Here is a 20,814-nt window from a genome sequence, read left to right on the forward strand (position 1 = left end):
ACGAACGATGATCGAGACGCCCTGCCCTACGAAGTCGCGCCTTCTCGCGTTATCGAGCGTCAGCGCGCGGGATAGCGGTCGGCGTCGGCCTCGAAGGCAATGCGGCGTGTGACGCGATCGATTCCCGCCCGGATGTCGCCGGCGCGCGGATCGATGTCGGCGGCGCGCTGATACGCGCGCAGCGCATCATCCAGCGCCCCCGCCGCTTCGGCACAGAGCGCAAGATTGAACGCGATCGACGGATGGCCTGGCAGCTCGGCATCGATGCCGCGCCATGCCGCACAGGCAGCGTAAGGGTCGCGTTCGGAAACGAGCACCGCGGCGCGAAAACGCTGGCCGATCTCTTTCGGCATCTTCGACCGGCCTTCGCGATACCGGATGCTTTCGCGCACCGCATAGGGCGCGATGTCGTGGCGAAAAGCGGCGGCATGGCTGGCGATCTGCGCGCCGATCATGTCCTCGACCGTCCGCTCGGGTCGTTCGCCCGGACACCAGCTCAGCTCGGCCCGCTCGGGACGTGCGGTACGGTAGACGACGACATCGTCGGACACCCGCGTCAACCGCAGCGTGACGTCGACCGCGACGATTCGCTGACGGCACAGCGTGTCGACATCCGCCTCCTTCAGGCATTTGCCCTCCCGCGTGCCGCCCTCGCGCTCGACGCACTTGCGCACCTTGCGCTTGACCTCGTTCTCCTCGACATCGGTGGCGACGGTGCCGGTGATCACGCCATCCGCGCTGGGCGCCTCGCCGCCGCGATACCTGCTCGCGCCCGAGATGACGGTGAAATAGCGGGTGCCGTCGATATCGGCGCGGTCCAGTGCCTCCTCAATCGCAAAGGCGAGCTGCGCGCCGTCCGCACCCGCGACCCGGTCGACCGCCATTCGGGTGAGGAAACTCGCGTCGCGATTGGGCGCGGGATAGCGCGCGAGGAAGTCGGCGGTCTCCGCCTGCGCGCCGGGGGCCATGGCGAGCGCCGCGATGGCGCCGCCAAGCACGACCATGCGCCGCCGCCGCAGATCCCGCCGTCCCGCATACGCCCCGCGTGCACGCGCCATGTCGATTCCCCCCGGAATGTCGTTTCGTACCGATGATGATAGCCGATCCGGCGAGCGGGAAAAGACTGTCGCGCCGGGCGACCGGGTGACGCCATATTGTCACCACGTCGGGCTAGCGTCGCGCCGTTAGCCACCGGAGACCCCCATGCCCTTCATCGAAACCCGCGACGAGACCGAGCTGTACGTCAAGATGTGGGGCGATGGCCCGCCCGTCGTGCTGGTTCATGGCTGGCCGCTCAATGCCGACAGCTGGGACGCGCAGGCGCTCGGCCTGGCGGAGGCGGGCTACACCGTCATCGCCTATGACCGGCGCGGGTTCGGCCGCTCCGAACAGCCGTGGCACGGCTATGACTATGACACCTTCGCCGACGACCTGGCCGACGTGCTCGACGCGGTCGATGTCGAGGATGCCGCGATCATCGGCTTTTCGATGGGGGGCGGCGAAATCGCCCGCTACATGAGCCGGCATGAGGGTGCACGGGTCGTCAAGGCCGGACTGATCGGCGCGGTCACCCCCTTCCTCCTTCAGACCGACGATCATCCCAATGGTGCGCCGCAATCGGTGTTCGACGGCATGATGGCGGGCGTGCGCGCCGATCGTGCCGAATTCATGCAGGGTTTTCTGAAGGGCTTTTTCGGGCTGGAGACCAACCCTGAGGCGTTGAGCGACAGCGCGGTGCATCATCACTGGAACATGGCGATGATGGCGGGCCTTCACCCGACGCTGCAATGCATCGCGGCGTTCGGCACCACCGACTTTCGCGCGGACATGGCGGCGTTCACCGTACCGACGCTGATCGTTCATGGTACCGCCGACAGCATCGTGCCGATCGACATCACCGCGCGCGTCGCCGCGACGATGATTACCGATGCGACGCTGATCGAATATGACGGCGCGCCGCACGGGCTGGCGGCGACGCATGCCGACCGCCTGACCGAGGACCTGATCGAGTTCCTCGACGGCTGAGGACGAAGCGTCGCCCTGGCGCAGGCCGGGGCGACGCCCTTTTTCAGAACAGGGCGCGCGGGGTATCCTCGTTCATCATTGCCTGACGGACCAGCGGGATCGGCGGGCCGCCATAGCTGAGGAAGCGGTCGTGGAAGCCCTTCCACGCCTCGCGCCCGCCATTCTTCGCGGTCCAGTCGGCGCGCAGCTTGCGGATCATCAGCTTGCCGAGCGTGTAGTTGAGATAGGCGGGATCATAGGTGCCACGCGCGGCCTGTTGCCGCGCGTTACCTTCGTCCTGGAAACATTCGTCGCGAAACATCGCCTGCGACTGCGCCTGCGTCATGCCGCGCGCGTGCAGCCCGATCGCGGACAGGAACCGGCAGTTGCGCAGCAGCGCGTTGGACAGCTGGCCGATATGCGTCTCGGGCGTGCCGCGCAGCCCGGCCTCCCACATCATCTCCTCGGTATAATGCGCCCAGCCCTCGGCAAAGGCGTAGCCGACGAACAGCCGGCCAAAGAGCGATTCCGAACGGTTGGCGTGGAGGAATTGCAGGAAGTGACCGGGAAACACTTCGTGCACCGTGGTGAACAGCAGGTCGGGCTCGCCGGGAATATAGGCCGCCTGCACCGCCGGCGACCAAGACGGATCGGGCGGCGAGATGTAGTAGATCGACGGAATATTCTTCTCGAAGGGTCCGGGCGGGTCGATATAGGCCGAGTTCTGCCGGTTATAGGGCGGACTTTCGCGGACCAGCGCTTCCTCGGTGCCGGGAATGGTCACCAGGTCCTTTTCGATCAGGAAGGCGCGCAGTTCGGGGATCTGGCGACGGGCCGCGGCGACCGGCCCGCCCTCGGGCTTGATCGCGTTGATCTCGCCCATGCATTGCGCGATTGATTTGCCCGGCGCGAGCTTGGCGCATTCGGCGCGCAGCATCGCCTGGTTGCGGGCCAGGTCGGCGCGACCGACGCGTTCCAGCGCGTCGAGCGAGATGTCGACGGCTTCGGTCGCCTTCAGCATGCGCGCGAAGCGTTCGGGCCCGAGCGCGAAATCAGTGGTCGCGTCGGCCTTGCTGGCCTCGAGCCAGTCGCCCAGCCCGCGCGTCGCCTTCGCCGCGGCCATGGCGGCGGCGTCGAACTCGCGCTGCAGCGTCGGGTCCTTGACCTCGGCAAAGGCCGCCTTGGCATCGCCGGTATAATAATCGGCAAAACCGCGGAAACCGGCCACCCCATAGTCGACAAAGCTGACCGGCAACGGAAGCTTCAGGTTCGCCTTGATCTGCTCCACCGCGCCGGGCACGCCCTTGAGGAAACGGGTGAGCGCCTGCAGCCGCGTCGCCGGATCGGCATAGTTGCGCGCGACATAGACGTTGGGATCGAGCCCGCCGATGTAGAAGGCGGGGTTGCGATGCGGCTGATCTGCATCCTCCAGCCAGAACAGCTGGCCTTCCGCCACCTTGGCCAGGTAATCGCGCTCGAAACGCTGCTGGGGGGTCAGATCGCGAAACCGGCCGGCCTCGCGGATCGTCACCTTCAGGAAGTCCGCGCGCGCCTTCAGTCCGGCATCGCTCCAGTCGGGCAGCTTGCCGTCGAAATCGTGGCGGCCCTGATAGACCGCGAACGCCGGGTCGAGCGTGAACCAGCGCTCGATCGTCCGGTCGACAAACGCCTGCCAGTCGGCCGAGCCGGGTGCGATCACCGCAGTCGCCTGCCCGTCATTGCCGTCGCCGCCGGGCGAGCAGCCGAACAGGGCCAGCGCCGCTGCCGAAACCACCGCTGCGCGCAGATATTTCCGCATCCAATCCTCCGATTCGTTGCCAACATGCTGACAGGTCGGGGGATGAAGGGCCAGCACGGACAAGCCACGCTTGTTCGCGGCCCCAGCAAAGCGTGGTTGCCGCCGCCCCCGCGATACCGGTAGAGCGCGGGCGAGATGGTTGCTGTCGCCCACCCCTTTCGCGTCCACAACTTCCGCGCCTACTGGGTGGCGCGGCTGGCCACGACCCTGGCGCAGGTCGCGATGGTCGTCGTGATCGGATGGCAGGTCTACGATATCGCGCGCCGCACCATGGGGATCCGCGATGCCGCGATTCAGTTAGGCCTGATCGGGGTCGCTCAATTCCTGCCGCTGCTCGTCCTGTCGCTATGGGCCGGATGGGTCGCCGACCGGGTCGATCGCCGCTGGGTGGCGCGGGGTGCGGTGGCGCTGGAGGCCGGATGCGCGCTCACCCTTGCCTGGCTGACCTGGTCGGGCACGATCACGCTCGGCGCGCTGTTCACCGTCGCCGCCCTGCTGGGCGTGGCGCGTGCCTTTGCCGGGCCGGCGCTGCAGGCGCTGTCGCCCAACCTGGTCGCGCCGGCAGTGCTGCCCACCGCGATCGCGCTCAGTTCGATCGCGTGGCAGTCGGGTTCGGTGATCGGTCCCGCGATGGGCGGTTATCTCTATGCCGCCGCGCCCTGGCTGCCTTACGCGATTTCGGGCGGGCTTTTCATGCTGGCCCTCGTCATGCTGATGCTGATTTCCGCCGTCCCGCGCGCGGCGATCCGGGGCACGACCAATCCTTGGGCGCAGATGGTCGACGGGCTGCACTATGTGCGCCGCAACCGGCTGGTCTTCGGTGCCATCTCGCTCGATCTGTTCGCGGTGTTGCTGGGCGGCGCGACCGCGATGCTCCCGGTTTATGCCCGCGACATCCTGATGGTCGGGGCCGATGGGCTGGGCCATCTGCGCGCCGCCCCGGCGGCGGGCGCAGTCGCGATCGCGCTCGTCTTTTCGTGGCGGCCGCTGCGTCGGGATGTCGGGCGCAAGATGCTGCTGGCGGTGGCCGGGTTCGGCGTTGCGACGGTGATTTTCGGGGCGGCCGGTCCTTTGCTGCAACGCTGGCTCGGACCCGACGCAGTCGGCAGCGACGTCGCGCCCGCCGTCCTGGTGTCGCTCGCGGCGCTGTTTGTGCTCGGCGCGGCCGACATGGTTTCCGTCTATATCCGCCAGTCGCTGATCCAGCTGCACACGCCCGACGAGATGCGCGGGCGCGTCGGTGCGGTGTCGACCCTGTTCATTTCGGGATCGAACGAGCTGGGCGAGGCGGAGAGCGGCTTCCTCGCCGGTCTGATCGGACCGGTGGCCGCGGTCGTGGCCGGCGGGGTCGGCGCGGTCCTGGTGACGATCGCCTGGGCGCGGATTTTCCCAGAGCTGCGCCGCGCGCGGACCTTCGATCCGCCCGAAACAATTGAATTTGTCCCCGTAAAGGAGAAGCCGGCATGAAGGCGAACACGATTCTGGCGACGATCGGCAACACCCCGCACATCCGGGCGAGCCGCCTGTTCCCCGACGCGGAAGTGTGGATCAAGTCCGAGCGGTCGAACCCCGGCGGCTCGATCAAGGACCGCATCGCGCTCGCCATGATCGAGGCGGCGGAGGAAGCCGGCGCGCTGAAGCCCGGCGGTACGATCGTCGAGCCGACCAGCGGCAACACGGGCGTCGGGCTTGCCATGGTCGCGGCGGTCAAGGGCTATCGCCTGATCCTGGTGATGCCCGAGAGCATGTCGATCGAGCGCCGCCGCCTGATGCTCGCCTATGGCGCGACCTTCGACCTGACCCCGCGTGAAAAGGGGATGAAGGGCGCAATCGAGCGCGCGACCGAGATCGTTCAGTCGACGCCGGGCGCGTGGATGCCCCAGCAGTTCGAAAACCCGGCCAATATCGCGGTGCATGTGCGCACCACCGCCAATGAGATCCTGGCCGATTTTGCCGAGTCACCGATTGATGCGATCATCACCGGGGTCGGCACCGGCGGGCATATCACCGGCGTGGCCGAGGCGCTGAAGCCGCATTGGCCGGCGCTCAAGGTCTATGCGGTCGAACCCGCCGCCTCGCCGGTCATTTCCGGCGGTCAGCCCGCGCCGCATCCCATCCAGGGGATCGGCGCCGGCTTCGTCCCCGCCAATCTGCACACCCCCGCGATCGACGGCGTGATCCAGGTCGATGCCGGCGAGGCCAAGGAAATGGCGCGCCGCGCCGCGCGTGAGGAGGGGATGCTGGTCGGCATCTCGTCGGGCGCGACGCTCGCGGCGATCGCGCGCAAGCTGCCCGAACTGCCCGCGGGATCGCGCGTGCTCGGGTTCAACTACGACACGGGCGAGCGGTATCTGTCGGTGCCCGACTTCCTGCCCGAACATTGATCCGGAACGATCGCGCCGACGACGGCGAAATCGCGTGATGCGTGCCGATCCCAGCGCGGGGCTGTCCGTGCCGCTGCGCGCCGCGATCGCACTGGTCGGCGGCATCGCGGTCGTGCTGCCGGCGGTCATCGTCACGGCAGTGCCGCCCGCCCGGCCGCCATCGCAGGCTGCGCGCGCGGCCGAGGCCCGGGTCATGCCCAAGGTGGTGGTGCCGCCGGTCGAGCCGATCCGGCTGCGCGAGCTGGCCCCGCGCGACGCGGTTGCGCTCAATGCGTCGGTTCCGTTTTCTGACGCACCCAACCCCGCCGCGCGGCCGTTCCGTTTTCGCGGTGCCCCGGAGGACCGTTCGCGCGCGATCGACTGCCTGGCGGCGGCGATGCTGTACGAAGCCGGCGATGATCCCGACGGCCAGCGTCCGGTCGCGCAGGTCGTGCTCAACCGGGTGCGCCACCCCGCCTTTCCCAAATCGATCTGCGGCGTGGTGTTCCAGGGATCGGACCGGCGGACAGGGTGCCAGTTCACCTTCACCTGCGATGGCGCGCTCGCCCGCGCCTATGCGCCGGCGCAATGGCGTCGTGCCCGCGATCTGGCGGCTGCCGCAATCGACGGGCGGGTCGACCGCCGCGTCGGGCATGCCACCCACTACCACACCGACTGGGTCGTGCCCTATTGGAGCGCGAGCCTGGACAAGATCGTCGCTGTCGGCACGCACCTGTTCTTTCGCTGGACGGGATGGTGGGGCACCCCTGCGGCGTTCCGCGGCAATGCGAGCGGTGTCGAGCCGCGTATCGCGCTGCTTGCCCCCTATTCCGCAAGCCATGAGGGCGCAGAGTCGGCGACGGCCGAGGATCCCGGCGCCAACATGATCGACGCGGTACCCGGCGGCGCGGTTACGTCCGCACCCGATCCGGTTGCGGACTTCGATACCTTTCTGGTCGCGCTGGATCCGCGTCTCGGTGCGTCGTCATATCCGGACTATGCGCGGCGCGTCTGCGGCCCACGCGACAGCTGCAAATTGCTGGGATGGCGCGACGCGGCACTGGCGCGCGAGGCGATCGCGAAGGATGGCGTGCTGTCGCCCAGGCTCCTCGCCACGATGTCGTTCAGCTATCTGCTTGACCGCAAACGTGGCTTTCAGCGTGTCCTGTGGAACTGCGCCGAGTTTCCGCGCGACAATCCGCGTGACTGCATGCGACGCGGGCTGGCGGCGGAGCGGCCCACCCCCGCCCCGACGCCGGTCCCGGATGCCAGCACCGCCCCGAAGCCGCTCGACGGGATACGGCGCAAACGCCCGCAGGGTGCCGCGCCGCCGGCGGTTCAGGTGGTGCCCGCCCCTATTGCCTCGCCGACTGCGCCGGTTTCCGCCCCCGCGTCTGCCAACTGATCCGCCCAGATCGCGCGCGCGGCAATTGCTGCACCCATGTCGCGCGCGATCGCAGTGTCGACGTCGATGATGCGCGGTGCGCGGATCTTGCCCGCCCCGGCGGTATCGATGTGGATACTCGCGATGCCGAGCAGGCGCTGCAACGGCCCCTGGCGCATGCGCACGACCTGAACCGCGCGGTCGGGGACGATCCAGGCTTCGCGCGACAGGACCCCGCGCGTCACCTGGAGCGAGCCGTCGAGAAGCGCATAGCGGTGATAACGCCGCGCGAGCAGCGCCGCGACGACCGGCAGCGGGGTGAGGACCAGCAAGGCGACCGCGGGCGGAAAGACGATGGTCGCGATCAGCACGGCCACCAGCGGTCCCGGCACGTTCAGGATCAGCGAGCGGACGATGTGGCGCGGCGAAACCTCGCGCAGCGGCAGCGGCTCGAACGGCGGCAGCACGGCGGCGGCGAGGATCGGGGCAATTTCATCGGGACGCGCGAGCGGTGCGATCGACTGGCGCCCGCCCTTGTCGTTGCTGCCGCCGAGTGTCTGGAGCTCAAGCGCCCGCCAGCCCAGCAGCCCGCTGATCGCGCCACGCCGGATCAGGGCGAGCTGGACACGGTTGATCGCGATGACGACCTCGGTTCGAGTCAACAGGCCGCGCACGCGGCGCAGCCGCTGCTCGATCCGGGTGAGGCGAAACCCGAATTCGCCGAGCAGGGTCTGGAGGACGCCGCTGGCTAGGCCGAGCATGATCGCCAGCACGCCGACGATCACGAACGACGCGATGTTCAGATAATGTGCGGCCTCGCGCTTGCCCGCCCGATACCACTCGTCGATCAGGTCGTAGTCGAAGTCGATCGCATCGCCGAGCGTGTTGAGGATCCCGAAGATCACCGCGATCCAGACCAGCGAGAACCGGAACAGGCCGAGCGTGAGGACGCGGCGAAGGTCCATCGCGAACAACGAATGTTCGTGGTCGGCGGCGGCGTCGGCATCGGGTCCCGCAAGCGGCGCGTCGCAACCGTCGGTGGCGGCGACACGGCGACGAAGGCTGCTCGCGCGGATCGTGGCGCGCAGCCGTTCGGCCTCCGTGGTGGCGACGCTGTCGAGCGTCGCTTCATCGGCATCGCCACCACCGGTTTCGATCCGCACCGTGACCAGTCCGAACAGCCGGGCGAGCGGCTTCTGCTCGAGCGAGACGTCCTGCACGCGCTCGAGCGGGATCGAGCGTCGGCTCTTGTTGAGGATACCGTCGGCGATGACCACCTCGTCCGCGGTGATCCGGTAGGTGAACGCGCGCCAGCGCAGCCATGCGACCAGCAGGCTGACGAGCCCGATCAGCCCGAGCACGGCAATCCCGACCAGCAGGCCGCGACGGTTGATCAACGGGATCAGCGCCGGAAGCCCCAACAGCGTGCGCGGGCTGGCGGCCAGGATACGGAGCAGGACGGTTCCGGGGTGAAGCCGGCGGGCCGGGTCTGCCGCGTCGGCCACGGCGTCGACGGTCAGGTCAGTCATCCCCGCGCCGCGATCGCTTCGCGGATGGTATCGCGGATCGCATCGGCGGTGTCGCGGCCGATGCCGGGCAGGTGCACGACGTTGCTTTCCGAACCGGCGGTGTAGAGCGACAGGCTCGCCACCGCGTAATGGCGTTCGACCGGCCCCTGGCTCACATCGATATGCTGCACGCGGCTGACGGGCACGATGGTGTGGCTGCGGAACAGCCAGCCCGACGCGACATGCAGTTCCCCGCCGGTAAAGGCATAGCCCCAACGCGACCAGCGCCGCCGGGTGGAAAACAGGATCGACCAGATCGCGAGCACCAGGACTGGAACGGCGACGAGGCCCGATACCGGCAGACGGTCCGCCAGCGCGAATTCAATGCCGATCGCGCCCGCAATTGCGACGATGGATTTCAGCGCCGCATCGACGCGCATCACACCGAGTTGCCCCGGCTCGAGCGGTTGCAAGGCAATCGGGGCGAGCATCGCCATCCCTATGCGTCAGGCGGGCGCGGTCGCTCAAGCGAAACCGCACCCGCCCGCATGCGGTCACGCGGCCAGGAACATTTCCGGGTCGAGCGCCATGATGCTGTCGCTGCCGCCCTCGATCTTGCGGCGATGCGCCCCCGCCTCGGGCAGGATGCGCTCGGCGAAGAAGCGCGCGGTCACGATCTTGCCCTCCATGAACTTCGCATCGCCCTGCCCTTCGGCCAACGCGGCGTGCGCCGCCTTCAGCATGCGCAGCCACATCATGCCGAGCGCGACGATGCCCATCAGATGCATGTAGCTGTAGGCGCCGGCACCGACCTGATTGGGGTTCTGGAGCCCGTTCTGGAGGAACCAGCCGGTCGCGGCCTGAAGGTCGTTGAGCGCACGCTCGAGGCGGGTGGCGAAGTCGGCGAGCTTCTCGTCGCCCTTTGCCGCGGCGATCTCCTCGCCCACCAGCTTGAACAGCGCCTGCACGGCGCGACCGCCATTCTGGGCGAGCTTGCGCCCGACCAGGTCCATCGCCTGCACGCCATTGGTGCCTTCGTAGATCATGGCGATACGGGCATCACGGACATACTGCTCCATGCCCCATTCCGCGATATAGCCATGGCCCCCATAGATTTGCTGGGCATCGGTCGCGATCTTGTAACCGAGGTCGGTGCCATAGCCCTTGATGACCGGGGTCAGCAGGCCGATCAGGTCGTCGGCAAGCTGCCGCTCCGCCTCGTCGGGGGCCATATGCGCAAGGTCGACCTGGAGCGCGCCCCACAGGCACAGCGCGCGCAGCCCCTCCAGGCTCGCCTTCGCCTCCATCAGCACGCGGCGGACATCGGGGTGGACGAACAGCGTGTCGGCCTTTTCGCCGGGCTCCGCCGCGCCGGTCAGCGCGCGGCCCTGACGACGGTCGCGCGCATAGTGCACCGCGTTCTGATAAGCGGTTTCGCCGACACCCAGGCCCTGCAGCCCGACGCCCAGCCGGGCGACGTTCATCATGATGAACATCGCGGCGAGGCCCTTCATCTCCTCGCCGACCAGCCAGCCCTTCGCGCCGTCATAGTTCATCACGCAGGTCGAATTGCCGTGGATGCCCATCTTGTGCTCGATCGACCCGCAGGTGACCGCGTTGCGTTCGCCCAGCGAGCCGTCATCGTTGACGATGAACTTCGGCACGACGAACAGGCTGATCCCCTTGGTCGATTCAGGCGCGCCGGGCGTCTTGGCGAGCACGAGGTGGATGATGTTGCTGGTCAGGTCATGTTCGCCCGACGAGATGAAGATCTTCGTGCCCGTGATCGAGTAGCTGCCGTCGGCATTGGGTTCGGCGCGGGTGCGGATCAGCCCCAGATCGGTGCCGCATTGCGGCTCGGTCAGGTTCATCGTGCCGCCCCATTCGCCCGACACCATCTTGGGAACGTATTTCTCCTTCTGCGCCTGCGACCCCTTGGCGAGCAGTGCTGCGACCGCGCCGTGGGTCAGCCCGGGGTACATGGCGAACGCCATGTTGGCGGAAATCATATATTCCTCGAACGCGGTCGAGATGAGGTGGGGCATCCCCTGACCGCCGAATTCTTCCGGCGCCGACAGCGTCGACCACCCGCTTTCGACCAGCTTGTCATAGGCTTCCTTGAAGCCCGCCGGCGTGGTGACGCTGCCGTCCGCGTGCCGGGTGCAGCCTTCCTGGTCGCCCGACTGGTTGATCGGGAACAGCACCTCGGCAACGAACTTGCCGCCTTCCTCCAGCACCGCGTCGACGATGTCGGGCGTCGCGCCGGTGAATCCGGGCAGATTGGCGAAGCGGTCGAGGCCGATCACATGGTCGAGCACAAAGCGCGTGTCGCGCACCGGCGGCGTATATTGCGGCATGTCGGGCGATCCTAGTCCTGAGGGTGTGTTTCGGTTTCGAGAAAGGTGACGAATTGCTGTAGCTCGGCGATCGCGGCGTCGATATCGCGTTTCTGCGCCCGCAACAGCGCGACGCGATCGCGGCAGCGCTGGATGGTCACGCGGCGCTGCACCCGGCGGCCGTCGCCGATATCGTAGAGGTCGATCATCTCGCGGATTTCGGCCAGGCTGAACCCGACGCGCTTCCCGCGCAAAATCCAGGCGAGCCGCGCACGGTCGCGATGCGAATAGATGCGCGCCAGACCCCGCCGCTCGGGCGAAATCAACCCTTCGTCCTCATAGAAGCGAAGCGCGCGCGGCGTGACGTCGAACTCGGCACACAGGTCCGAGATCGAGAAATATTCGCGGTCCGGCCGCGGTTCGATCGGGGCGAAAGTCGCGATCGTGGGCACGTTCGTCGCCATGGCGCATTCCTACGCCAGGTTTACGTGAACGTCAACTCCCGCAGAGCAATCGGCCGCGCGGATCGCGCAGCAATTGCGCCTCCGCCGGCGCATCGCTCAGGCGCTGGACCCGGAGCGCGGACAGGCTGGCGCGGCCCCGGCAGAGCGCCGCGCAACCCGTGGGAATGCGCGCCGGAAACGCGATCTCCTCCCCCTCGATCCGTGCGTCGAAGGCGCAGTCGCCCAGCTCGATGCGCAGCGCGGAACCCGACTGGGCGACCGTGCCGCGCGCGGTGCATCCGATCCCGTCGCCGTAATCGATCGTGACGCCGATGCGATAACGATCGCCCGCCGGCACGACGCAGACGCGGTCGGTTTCGCGGACGAAGACTCCAACCGGGTTGGCGACTCCCGGCGGCGGCACCAGCCCCTGCCGGATCGCGGCGGCTTCGATGGCGGCACCGGCATCGGCGGCGGTCGCCCCCTGCCCTTCCCCGCCGCCGCAGCCGGAAACCAGCCCGGCCAGCGCGATGATCAGCGGAAGCGTCCGGCGCGTCATTCGCGAACCAGTGCCCGCCCCTCGATCCGGCGGTAGAAGCAGCTTCGCGCACCGGTGTGGCATGCCGGCCCGGCCGGGGCGACGCGCAGCCAGACCGCGTCCTGATCGCAGTCGATGCGCGCTTCGAGCACGTGCAGCACGTGGCCCGAAGTCTCGCCTTTCTTCCACAGGCGCGCGCGGCTGCGCGACCAGAAATGCGCCTCGCCCGTCGCCAGGGTCAGGTCGAGCGCCTCGGCATTCATGTGTGCCACCATCAGGACTTCGCCGGTTGCGGCATCGGTGGCGACAGCGGTGATCAGTCCGCCGGCATCATAGCGGGGGTCGAGTGTCAGCCCGGTTTCGCGAGGATCCATGCCGCCGCGTTAGCGGCTTGCGCGGCGGCGGCCAAGCCAGAGGTGCCACCCGCGTCACCAACCCGCGTCGGGCAGGGCCAGATAGGCAAGCTCCGCCGCGCTGCTTTCGCGGCCGAGCGCGGCGTTGCGCGACGGAAAGCGCCCGAAGCGATCGATTACCTCGGCATGGGCGCGGGCGAAGCGAACCTGGTCGTCGAGCCCGGCGGCCTCGAAACATTCGATCGCGAAATGCTGCAGCCCGGCATGTTCGGCGTGCATCAACGGCATATAGAGGAACATGGCGCGTTCAGGCACGAGTGCGCGATCGAACCCGCGCCGGATCGCGCCGAGCGCGAGGGTCACCGCCAGCGTGTCGCCCGCGAACGCCTCACCAGAGCCGCGATGGATGTTGCGTGCGAACTGGTCGAGGACGATGATCGCGGCGAGGGCGGTGTCGGGGGTGTCGGTCCACCCCGCCGCGGTGCCGGCCTTCAACCGATCGAGCAGAGGCGCGAAGCGGGCGGCGATGCGGCGGTCCAGCCCCTCGTCCTTGGCGAAATGCGCGTCGCTGGACAGCGCGAACCAGAAGTCCAGGACCCCGGCGGCCTGGTCGGGGATCGTCCCCGGCGTCATGCGGCGGTCTTGCCGAACTCCTGGCGGGTCACGGGATGGCTGGACGACAGCCCGCCATCGACCACGATCGCCTGGCCGTTGACATAGCTCGCCGCGTCGGAAGCAAGGAACAGCGCGACCTGCGCGATCTCGTCCGGCTCGCCGCCCCGGCGCAGCGGATTGAGGCGGCCGATGCGATCCTCCTTGCCGTGCTCGCGCGCATATTCATAGGCGCGCGCGGTCATGCCGGTTTCGATCAGGCCGGGACAGATGGCGTTCACGCGTACATTGCTGCCCGACAATTGCTGCGCGCTGGTCTGGACCAGGCTGATGACGCCCGCCTTCGATGCCGAATAGGGCGGCCCGCCCGCGCCGGATCGAAGCCCCGCGACGCTGGCGGTGCAGACGATCGCGCCGCCGCCGCGCTCGACCATATGCGGCGCGGCGTGCTTGATCATCAGGAACGGGCCGATCAAGTTGACGCGCAATATCTCCGCCCAGTCGTCGGGCGTGACGTCGAACAATCCGGCGATGCCGCCCGAGATACCGGCATTGGCATAAGCGATGTCGAGCCCGCCGAATGAAGCGACCGCCAGCTCGACGGTGCGGATCACGTCCGCTTCATCGCCTGCGTCCATCTCGATCGCCTGGGCAGTGCCGCCCGCTTCGGCGATCATCGCGACGGTCTCATGCACGCCCACACTCTTGTCGGCGCAGATGACGCGCCCGCCCTCAGCCGCAAAGGCCCGCGACGTCGCGCGGCCAATGCCGGAGCCCGCGCCGGTGACGATGATCGACTTGTCCTGAAAGCGCATCATCCGTTCCTCCGCTCAGATCGTGACACCGCCGTCGATCACCATCGCCTGGCCGGTCATGAACGCGCTGGCCGGACTGGCGAGATAGACGACCGCGCCGGCGATATCCTCCGGTTCGCCGATCCGGCGCAGCGGCGTGCGGCTGTTGGTCGCGGCGATCCGCTTGGGGTCTTCCCACAGCGCCCGGGCAAAGTCGGTCTTGACCAGCCCCGGCGCGATGCAGTTCACGCGGACGTTGTGCGGGCCGTATTCGACCGCATAGTTGCGCGCGAGCTGGAAGTCGGCCGCCTTCGACACGTTATACGCGCCGATCATGCCGTCGCCGCGCAGGCCGCCGATCGAAGACACAATGACGATCGACCCGTCGCGGCGCTCGATCATCTCGGGTGCGACCAGCTGGATCAGCCAGTGATTGGCGAGGATGTTGTTGTCGAGGATCTTGCGGAACTGTTCGTCCTCGATGCCGGCCAGCGGTCCGTAATAGGGATTGGATGCGGCGTTGCAGACCAGCACGTCGATCCGCCCGAACGCGGCGCGCGTCTGATCGACCAGATTGGCGAGTGCGGCCTTGTGCGACAGGCTGGCCGCGACCGCGATGGCGCTGCCTTCGCCGTGTTTCGCGTTCAAATCGGCGGCGACCGTGTCGCAAGCATCCTGATTGCGGCTGGAAATGACCACCTTCGCGCCATGCGCGGCCAGCGCCTCGGCCGATGCCTTGCCGATGCCGCGCGACGATCCGGTGATGATCGCCACCTTGCCGGTCAGGTCGAACAGGTGAGTCATGGAAGGGGCTCCGGTTCAGAGGTTGGCGTCATCCGGGCGCAGGCTGGGATCTGTTGCCACATGGTGCGCTCATATGGCCTGAGACCCCAGCCTTCGCTGGGGTGACAGAAGGTGGGGATCGTCGTCCCGGCATAGGCCGGGACCGCCATCAAATCGGGCGCGCTCACGCCCCGGCCCGCTCTGCGAAATGCCATGCCGCTGCGGCCAGCGCGGGCAGCCGCTCGACGGTCGCCGCCGCCTGTTTGCTCGACGCATTGCCGTCGATCATCCGCTTCTTGATCCCCTGGACGATGCCGGTCAGGCGGAACAGGTTGTAGCTGAAATACCAGTCGAGCTGGGGCACGCCGTCGCGGCCCGTCGCGGCGCAGTAACGCGCCACGACCTCGGCGATGGTCGGGATGCCGGTTTCCGGACCGTCCAGTCCCTTGACGCCCGAGCGCCCTTCCGGCTCGGTCACCCAGTTCATCAGGAAATAGCTGAAATCCGCCAGCGGATCGCCCAGCGTCGACAGTTCCCAGTCGAGCACCGCCAGCACGCGCGGGCCGTCCTGCGCGAAGATCATGTTGTCGATGCGGTAATCGCCGTGGACGATCGAGGTACGCGTCTGTTCGGGGACGCTCCTGCCCAGAAACGCAATGAGCCGCTCGACTTCGGGCACATCGTCGGTCTGGCTCATGCGATACTGCTTGGTCCAGCGGGCGACCTGGCGCTCGAAATAATTGCCGGGCTTGCCATAGTCGCCCAGCCCCGCCGCCTCGTAATCGACCGCATGCAGCGCCGCCAACGTATCGACCATCGCATCGTAATAGGCCCGCCGCTGTCCGGGCGTCATGCCGGGCAGCGCGCCGTCCCACAACGTACGCCCGTCCACCATTTCCATGACGTAAAAGGCCGCGCCGAGCACGCCCGCGTCCTCGCACAGCCCATAAGGCCGTGCGACGGGAAAGCCGGTTGGGTGCAGTGCGGCGATCAGCCGGTATTCGCGCTCGACCGCATGGGCGGACGGCAGCAGCGGTCCGAACGGCTTGCGGCGCAGGACATAGGCGCCGCTGGCAGCGTCGATGCGGTAGGTCGGATTGCTCTGACCGCCGGGGAATTTGGCATAGGCAAGCGGCCCCGCATAGCCCGCGACGTTGGCGGCCATCCACGCCTCGAGCGCGGCGGGGTTCAGGTCGTCGGTCGCGACCATCGGCGCCGTCGCCTCGCTCATCTGAAGCGGATCACCGAGCGGACTGAATCGCCTTTGCGCAACTTGTCGAGCGCATCGTTGACCTGATCGAGCGCGATCGTCTCCGCCACCATCGTGTCGAGATCGAGCAGCCCGTCGAGATACATGCGCACCAATCGCGGCAGGTCGATCGGGAACTGGGTGGAGCCGAGCAGCGACCCCTGCAGCTTCTTGCCGGTCAGAAAGGTCGGGCCCGGGATCGACACGCTGTTGCCCGGCGCGATCATGCCCAGGATGGTGGCGGTGCCGCCGCGGCGCAGGATCGCCCAGGCGAGCTCGGCGGTCTGCGGCCGGCCGACCGCCTCGATCGCATAGTGGACGCCGCCGTCGGTCAGCTTGAGGACCGACTTGACCGCATTGTCCTCGCCCGGATCCATGACGTGCGTCGCGCCGAGCTTGCGCGCCAGATCGCGCTTCTCCGCCACCGGGTCGATGGCCAGGATCATGCCTGCCCCGGCGATCCTCGCCGCATTGATCGCGGCGAGCCCGATGCCGCCCGCGCCGATCACCGCGACGCGTTCGCCCGGCTTGACCTTGCTGTCGTTGAAGATCGCGCCCGCGCCGGTAATGACCGCACAGCCGAGCAGCGCCGCACGATCGAGCGGCATCGCCTTGTCGATCGCGACACAGGCGTTTTCATGGACGAGCATCTGCTCGGCAAAGGCGGACAGGTTGAGAAAGGGGGCGAGCGGCGTGCCGTCGTCGAGGGTCAACCGCGGCGAAGCGTCCGCCGGGCGGCGCGTCGAGGGATTGATGCACAGCGATGGCCGGCCGCTGATGCAGAATTCGCACGAGCCGCAGAACACGGTGAAGAAGGTAATGACGTGGTCGCCGGGGCGGACCGAGGTGACGCCCTCGCCCACCGCCTCGACCACGCCCGCCGCTTCATGGCCGGGCACCGTCGGCAGAGGGTGGGGAAAGGCGCCGTCGACAAAATGCAGGTCGGACCGGCAGACCCCGCACGCCGCGGTGCGGATCAGCACCTCACGCGGACCCGGCGCGTCGATGCGCACATCCTCGATGGTGAGCGACGTGCCGGGCTGGCGCAGGACGGCGGCCTTCATGCGAAACGCTCGGTCGTCCCGGCGGAGGCCGGGACCGCGATCAAGCGCGAGCGCTCCATCCTGCCAGAGGCCCCGGCCTGCGCCGGGGTGACGTGCTTGTAGGACGCTGCCCCCCAGTCCGTCGTCCCGGCGCAGGCCGGGACCTCAGGCAGAAGGTGGTGCAACGGCCGGATAGCGGCCCCGGCCTGCGAGGGCTCCTGCGCCGGGGCGACGTGGGTGGCGCTCACCGGGTCACCCCGATGTCGCCGCTCGACGCGCGGTCCGCTTTGTAATCGCCATATTTGCCCAGCTCGTGACGGGCGATGGTCCGGTTGTGCACCTCGTCCGGGCCGTCGGCGAAGCGCAGCGTGCGCATGCTCGCCCAGTTGTGCGCCAGCTCGAAATCGTCCGACACACCGCCGCCGCCATGCGCCTGGATCGCGTCGTCGAGGATCTGGAGCGCCATCGTCGGTGCCTGGACCTTGATCATGCTGATCTCCAGGTGCGCCGCCTTGTTGCCGGCGCGGTCCATCATGTCGGCGGCCTTGAGGCACAGCAGGCGCGTCATTTCGATGTCGATCCGCGCGCGGGCCAGTCGCTGCTCCCAGATCGAATGTTCGGCAATCCGCTTGCCGAACGCGACGCGTGACTGCAGCCGCCTGGCCATCGCCTCCAGCGCCTCCTCCGCCACGCCGATCGTGCGCATGCAGTGATGGATGCGCCCCGGCCCGAGACGACCCTGCGCGATCTCGAACCCGCGCCCCTCCCCCAGCAGCATGTTGTCGACCGGCACGCGGACATTGTCGAGCACCACTTCGCCATGCCCGTGCGGGGCGTGGTCATAGCCATAGACCGACAGCATCCGTTCAATCTTCACGCCGGGCGTGTCGAGCGGCACGAGGATCATGCTCTGCTGGGCATGGCGCGACGCGCCCGGATTGGTCTTGCCCATCACGATCGCAATCTTGCAGCGCGGATCGCCGGTGCCCGACGACCACCATTTGCGGCCGTTGATGACATAATGGTCGCCGTCGCGGACCATCGAGGTTTCGATGTTGGTCGCATCCGACGAAGCGACCGCCGGTTCGGTCATCAGGAAGGCCGAGCGGATCTCGCCGTTCATCAATGGCCGCAGCCACTGCTCCTTCTGTTCGCGGGTGCCGTAGCGGTGGAAAACCTCCATGTTGCCGGTGTCGGGCGCGGAGCAGTTGAAGACCTCCGACGCATAGCCGATTCGCCCCATTTCCTCGGCGCAAAGGGCGTATTCGAGGTTGGTGAGCTGCTCGCCCTCGAACGCGAACGTGTCGTCGACATGGGTCTGGCCCGAATGCGGCGGCATGAACAGGTTCCACAGCCCTGCGGCGCGCGCCTTGGCCTTCAACTCTTCGAGCACGGGCAGGACCTTCCAACGCTCGCCTTCGGCCATCTGACGGTGATAGTCGTGCCGCGCCGGACGAACATGGGTGGCGATGAAGCTGCGGACCCGATCCCGAAAATGGGTCTCCCGCTCGCTGAGCGTGAAATCCATGGCAGCCCTCCTATCCCGTTCGTTCACGATTTGCAGGCTGACTTAGGCCATACCCGATCTTCGGTAAAGCAGCTTTGGTCGAGATTTGACGTCCGGGAACCGCCGTTTCGTCGCACGGAAAAAAGCCACTGTTCCTTCGAATCACTTTTGCTAAGCTGTCATAATGGATGTATCGGAAAGCCTCCGTCCCACCGGGGGCCGCAGCAACGGGGAAATCGGGACGAAGCGGTTCCAGGCCAAGCGGGACGCGATCCTTGCCGCCGCCGCCGAAGCCATCAACGAACAAAGCGCCAAGGGCATGACCTTTGCCGACGTCGCGCGTCGCGTCGGCCTCAACACCACCAGCGTCACCTATTATTTCAAGCGCAAGGAGGACCTTGCGGCTGCCTGCTTCGAGCACACGCTCGGCCGGTTGCAAACGATGCTCAACGAAGCACTGGAAGCGTCGACGCCGGACGCGCGGGTGGAACGCTATCTCGACCTCAACATGAATCGGCTCGCCCGCATTCGCCGTGGCGAGGAACAGGCCTTCGCGATCCTGTCCGACCTGCGCGCGATGGAGGAGCCCGCCAAGTCGGAGCTGCTCGTCGGCTGGCGCGAGGTGTTCCGGAAGACGCGCAACCTGTGGGGCACCGGGGGATCGCGCGCACGCACCGACCTGCGCGGTGCACGCGCGCACGTCGTGCTGGAGAACACCTTCTGGCTGTCCGCCTGGCTCGATCGGTACGAACTCGACCAATATGGGCGGGTGGAAGCGCGGCTGATGGACGTGTTCCGTCACGGTATCGCCGCGCCGGGCGCGCACTGGACCCCCGAGCTGCTCGACCTGGCGCCCGCCGAACCCGAACCGGGCCGCGAGGCGTTCCTGCTCGCGGCGACCCGGCTGATCAACGAACTCGGCTATCGCGGCGCCTCGGTACAGCGCATCGCGTCCGAGCTCAACGTCACCAAGGGCAGCTTCTACCACCACCTCGATGCCAAGGACGACCTCGTCCTCGCCTGTTACCGGCGCAGTTTCGACCTGATGACCGCGGCGCAACGCGCGGCCGACCAACGTGGCGGGTCGCACTGGCAACGCCTGATCAACATCATCGCGACGCTGCTCGACATCCAGTTTTCGGAGCGCGGACCGCTGTTGCGCACTACCGCGCTCACCGGCCTTCCGCCCGACGCCCGACAGGCGATGGTCGACCGGTCGAACCGGATTGCGCGGCGCTTCGCCGGCATGATCAGCGACGGCATCGCGGAGGGGTCGATCCGCCCCGTCGACCCGCTGGTCGCATCGCAGGCGCTGATGTCGTTGCAGAACGCCGCGTTCGACATGCGCAAATGGGCGAGCACGATGCCGCGCGAGCGGGCGGTCGCTTTCTACGCCTCGACGCTCGCTTTCGGGCTGTTCGACGACCGGATGCTTGGCAGCGACGATTGAGACAGCAGGATTGTAGAACGCTGCCCTGCAAAGCCTGTTATGATGCGATTTGCGTCACACCCGGCGCGCTTCCAGCCGAAACGGGGCCGAACATGCACGCCGACAAGCCGATCTTCCGTCACATCCTCCTGGTTTCGCTCGCGCTCGCTGGCGCGGCGCCCGTCACGGCCGTCGCCTCGGTGCCGCTAATGGGGCAGGACGCAAAGTCGAACGACGCCGCCCGGATGCAGGACGACGAGGACAAGACGAAGAAGAAGGCCGAGGACATCGCCTCCCAGCCCGCACGCGACATCGGTGCCAAGGAAATCAAGGTGCCGCCCCTGCTCGCCGCCGCAGCGGAAGCGCCCTATACCATGACGGGCGTGGGCACATGCACCGCGCTGGCCGGCGCGATCGCCGACCTCAATCGCGAGCTCGGTCCCGACTTTTCCGAAGAACCGGCAAAGGAGAGCAAGAAGGGCAAGCTTGCCGAAGCCGGCGGACGCGCGGTGGTCAATTCGATCATCCCGTTCCGCGGCATCGTCCGCGAAGTGAGTGGCGCGGCGGCGGCCGACCGGCGATTGCAGGCGGCAATCGACGCGGGCTATGCACGGCGCGGCTTCCTGCGCGGCGTCCATCGCGCGCGCGGGTGCAAGACCGCGATCTGACG

General features: G+C 67.7%; 20 protein-coding genes. 6 read left to right on the plus strand and 14 right to left on the minus strand.

Annotated elements, in window-relative coordinates:
* Positions 1-59: 59 nt before the first annotated feature.
* Entirely contained in the window at positions 60-1,058 is a 999-nt protein-coding gene (locus AX709_RS11595; RefSeq protein WP_066549461.1) for a tetratricopeptide repeat protein, read from the minus strand.
* Positions 1,059-1,203: 145 nt separating this feature from the next.
* Here AX709_RS11595 and AX709_RS11600 point away from each other — a divergent pair, with 145 nt between their 5' ends.
* On the plus strand, positions 1,204-2,025 hold the full coding sequence (locus AX709_RS11600; protein ID WP_066549463.1) for an alpha/beta fold hydrolase: 822 nt from the start codon (positions 1,204-1,206) through the stop codon (positions 2,023-2,025).
* A 43-nt stretch (positions 2,026-2,068) separates the two neighbouring features.
* On the opposite strand, the gene AX709_RS11605 is transcribed toward AX709_RS11600, so the two are convergent.
* On the minus strand, positions 2,069-3,802 hold the full coding sequence (locus AX709_RS11605; RefSeq protein WP_066478624.1) for a DUF885 domain-containing protein: 1,734 nt from the start codon (positions 3,800-3,802) through the stop codon (positions 2,069-2,071).
* Positions 3,803-3,937: 135 nt separating this feature from the next.
* Here AX709_RS11605 and AX709_RS11610 point away from each other — a divergent pair, with 135 nt between their 5' ends.
* From AX709_RS11610 to AX709_RS11620, 3 genes are read left to right on the plus strand one after another with little or no spacing between them, the layout of a single operon-like run.
* Positions 3,938-5,269 carry an MFS transporter gene (locus AX709_RS11610; RefSeq protein ID WP_066549464.1) on the plus strand — a complete coding sequence of 444 codons (1,332 nt, stop codon included), beginning with the start codon at positions 3,938-3,940 and terminating at the stop codon, positions 5,267-5,269.
* On the plus strand, positions 5,266-6,186 hold the full coding sequence (cysK, locus tag AX709_RS11615; protein WP_066478620.1) for a cysteine synthase A: 921 nt from the start codon (positions 5,266-5,268) through the stop codon (positions 6,184-6,186). Before AX709_RS11610 ends, cysK begins: the two co-directional genes overlap by 4 nt.
* A 37-nt stretch (positions 6,187-6,223) precedes the next feature.
* A complete protein-coding gene (locus AX709_RS11620; RefSeq protein WP_066549494.1) occupies positions 6,224-7,570 on the plus strand; it encodes a cell wall hydrolase in 1,347 nt (448 codons plus the stop codon).
* Here the strand turns inward: AX709_RS11620 and AX709_RS11625 are convergent.
* The 12 genes from AX709_RS11625 to AX709_RS11685 all read right to left on the minus strand — a co-directional run bounded on the left by AX709_RS11625 (position 7,504) and on the right by AX709_RS11685 (position 18,736).
* Entirely contained in the window at positions 7,504-9,078 is a 1,575-nt protein-coding gene (locus AX709_RS11625; RefSeq protein ID WP_066549465.1) for a PH domain-containing protein, read from the minus strand. The two genes, AX709_RS11620 and AX709_RS11625, sit on opposite strands and share 67 nt — an antisense overlap.
* Complete coding sequence (locus AX709_RS11630; protein ID WP_066549467.1) at positions 9,075-9,554, minus strand: PH domain-containing protein; 480 nt, start codon at positions 9,552-9,554, stop codon at positions 9,075-9,077. The genes AX709_RS11625 and AX709_RS11630 overlap by 4 nt, the downstream gene beginning before the upstream one ends.
* 57 nt (positions 9,555-9,611) lie before the next feature.
* A complete protein-coding gene (locus AX709_RS11635) occupies positions 9,612-11,414 on the minus strand; it encodes an acyl-CoA dehydrogenase C-terminal domain-containing protein (RefSeq protein ID WP_066478611.1) in 1,803 nt (600 codons plus the stop codon).
* Positions 11,415-11,425: 11 nt separating this feature from the next.
* Positions 11,426-11,857 carry a MerR family transcriptional regulator gene (locus tag AX709_RS11640; RefSeq protein ID WP_066478609.1) on the minus strand — a complete coding sequence of 144 codons (432 nt, stop codon included), beginning with the start codon at positions 11,855-11,857 and terminating at the stop codon, positions 11,426-11,428.
* Between the two features lie 31 nt (positions 11,858-11,888).
* Positions 11,889-12,395, minus strand: a complete 507-nt coding sequence (locus AX709_RS11645) for a hypothetical protein (RefSeq protein WP_231727508.1) — start codon at positions 12,393-12,395, stop codon at positions 11,889-11,891.
* Positions 12,392-12,748, minus strand: coding sequence for a phosphoribosyl-AMP cyclohydrolase (gene hisI, locus AX709_RS11650; protein WP_066478605.1), 357 nt, complete (start codon positions 12,746-12,748; stop codon positions 12,392-12,394). Before hisI ends, AX709_RS11645 begins: the two co-directional genes overlap by 4 nt.
* 54 nt (positions 12,749-12,802) lie before the next feature.
* On the minus strand, positions 12,803-13,360 hold the full coding sequence (locus AX709_RS11655; protein ID WP_066549469.1) for a DUF924 family protein: 558 nt from the start codon (positions 13,358-13,360) through the stop codon (positions 12,803-12,805).
* Positions 13,357-14,157 (minus strand): SDR family NAD(P)-dependent oxidoreductase, encoded by an 801-nt coding sequence (locus AX709_RS11660; RefSeq protein ID WP_066549470.1) that lies wholly within the window; start codon positions 14,155-14,157, stop codon positions 13,357-13,359. The genes AX709_RS11655 and AX709_RS11660 overlap by 4 nt, the downstream gene beginning before the upstream one ends.
* Before the next feature lie 12 nt (positions 14,158-14,169).
* Entirely contained in the window at positions 14,170-14,937 is a 768-nt protein-coding gene (locus tag AX709_RS11665; protein ID WP_066549471.1) for an SDR family NAD(P)-dependent oxidoreductase, read from the minus strand.
* Between the two features lie 163 nt (positions 14,938-15,100).
* The gene (locus AX709_RS11670) at positions 15,101-16,147 is read right to left on the minus strand and encodes a phosphotransferase family protein (protein WP_066549472.1); all 1,047 of its coding nucleotides are present in this window, start codon (positions 16,145-16,147) and stop codon (positions 15,101-15,103) included.
* A complete protein-coding gene (locus AX709_RS11675; protein ID WP_066549473.1) occupies positions 16,144-17,229 on the minus strand; it encodes a Zn-dependent alcohol dehydrogenase in 1,086 nt (361 codons plus the stop codon). The genes AX709_RS11670 and AX709_RS11675 overlap by 4 nt, the downstream gene beginning before the upstream one ends.
* 223 nt (positions 17,230-17,452) lie before the next feature.
* Positions 17,453-18,736, minus strand: a complete 1,284-nt coding sequence (locus AX709_RS11685; RefSeq protein ID WP_066549476.1) for an acyl-CoA dehydrogenase family protein — start codon at positions 18,734-18,736, stop codon at positions 17,453-17,455.
* 163 nt (positions 18,737-18,899) lie between these two features.
* On the opposite strand from AX709_RS11685, the gene AX709_RS11690 reads away from it, so the two are divergent.
* Positions 18,900-20,165: a TetR/AcrR family transcriptional regulator gene (locus tag AX709_RS11690; RefSeq protein ID WP_066478579.1), complete on the plus strand. Its 1,266-nt coding sequence runs from the start codon at positions 18,900-18,902 to the stop codon at positions 20,163-20,165.
* 92 nt (positions 20,166-20,257) lie between these two features.
* Positions 20,258-20,812 carry a hypothetical protein gene (locus AX709_RS11695; RefSeq protein ID WP_156454258.1) on the plus strand — a complete coding sequence of 185 codons (555 nt, stop codon included), beginning with the start codon at positions 20,258-20,260 and terminating at the stop codon, positions 20,810-20,812.
* Positions 20,813-20,814 lie beyond the last annotated feature (2 nt).

Origin of the sequence: Sphingomonas sp. CCH15-F11 (genome assembly GCF_001557005.1) — a bacterium.
In the GTDB taxonomy this organism is placed as follows: Bacteria; Pseudomonadota; Alphaproteobacteria; order Sphingomonadales; family Sphingomonadaceae; genus Sphingomonas.

Excerpts from the sequence above, each read along its gene's own strand:
- AX709_RS11665 (WP_066549471.1), bottom strand. The coding sequence starts at position 14,937 with ATGACTCACCTGTTCGACCTGACCGGCAAGGTGGCGATCATCACCGGA.
- AX709_RS11645 (WP_231727508.1), bottom strand. The coding sequence starts at position 12,395 with ATGACGCGCCGGACGCTTCCGCTGATCATCGCGCTGGCCGGGCTGGTT.
- AX709_RS11690 (WP_066478579.1), top strand. The coding sequence starts at position 18,900 with ATGGATGTATCGGAAAGCCTCCGTCCCACCGGGGGCCGCAGCAACGGG.
- AX709_RS11600 (WP_066549463.1), top strand. The coding sequence starts at position 1,204 with ATGCCCTTCATCGAAACCCGCGACGAGACCGAGCTGTACGTCAAGATG.
- AX709_RS11630 (WP_066549467.1), bottom strand. The coding sequence starts at position 9,554 with ATGGCGATGCTCGCCCCGATTGCCTTGCAACCGCTCGAGCCGGGGCAA.
- AX709_RS11640 (WP_066478609.1), bottom strand. The coding sequence starts at position 11,857 with ATGGCGACGAACGTGCCCACGATCGCGACTTTCGCCCCGATCGAACCG.
- cysK (WP_066478620.1), top strand. The coding sequence starts at position 5,266 with ATGAAGGCGAACACGATTCTGGCGACGATCGGCAACACCCCGCACATC.
- AX709_RS11660 (WP_066549470.1), bottom strand. The coding sequence starts at position 14,157 with ATGATGCGCTTTCAGGACAAGTCGATCATCGTCACCGGCGCGGGCTCC.
- AX709_RS11685 (WP_066549476.1), bottom strand. The coding sequence starts at position 18,736 with ATGGATTTCACGCTCAGCGAGCGGGAGACCCATTTTCGGGATCGGGTC.
- AX709_RS11670 (WP_066549472.1), bottom strand. The coding sequence starts at position 16,147 with ATGAGCGAGGCGACGGCGCCGATGGTCGCGACCGACGACCTGAACCCC.
- AX709_RS11675 (WP_066549473.1), bottom strand. The coding sequence starts at position 17,229 with ATGAAGGCCGCCGTCCTGCGCCAGCCCGGCACGTCGCTCACCATCGAG.
- AX709_RS11695 (WP_156454258.1), top strand. The coding sequence starts at position 20,258 with ATGCACGCCGACAAGCCGATCTTCCGTCACATCCTCCTGGTTTCGCTC.
- AX709_RS11620 (WP_066549494.1), top strand. The coding sequence starts at position 6,224 with ATGCGTGCCGATCCCAGCGCGGGGCTGTCCGTGCCGCTGCGCGCCGCG.
- hisI (WP_066478605.1), bottom strand. The coding sequence starts at position 12,748 with ATGGATCCTCGCGAAACCGGGCTGACACTCGACCCCCGCTATGATGCC.
- AX709_RS11595 (WP_066549461.1), bottom strand. The coding sequence starts at position 1,058 with ATGGCGCGTGCACGCGGGGCGTATGCGGGACGGCGGGATCTGCGGCGG.
- AX709_RS11635 (WP_066478611.1), bottom strand. The coding sequence starts at position 11,414 with ATGCCGCAATATACGCCGCCGGTGCGCGACACGCGCTTTGTGCTCGAC.
- AX709_RS11625 (WP_066549465.1), bottom strand. The coding sequence starts at position 9,078 with ATGACTGACCTGACCGTCGACGCCGTGGCCGACGCGGCAGACCCGGCC.
- AX709_RS11655 (WP_066549469.1), bottom strand. The coding sequence starts at position 13,360 with ATGACGCCGGGGACGATCCCCGACCAGGCCGCCGGGGTCCTGGACTTC.
- AX709_RS11610 (WP_066549464.1), top strand. The coding sequence starts at position 3,938 with ATGGTTGCTGTCGCCCACCCCTTTCGCGTCCACAACTTCCGCGCCTAC.
- AX709_RS11605 (WP_066478624.1), bottom strand. The coding sequence starts at position 3,802 with ATGCGGAAATATCTGCGCGCAGCGGTGGTTTCGGCAGCGGCGCTGGCC.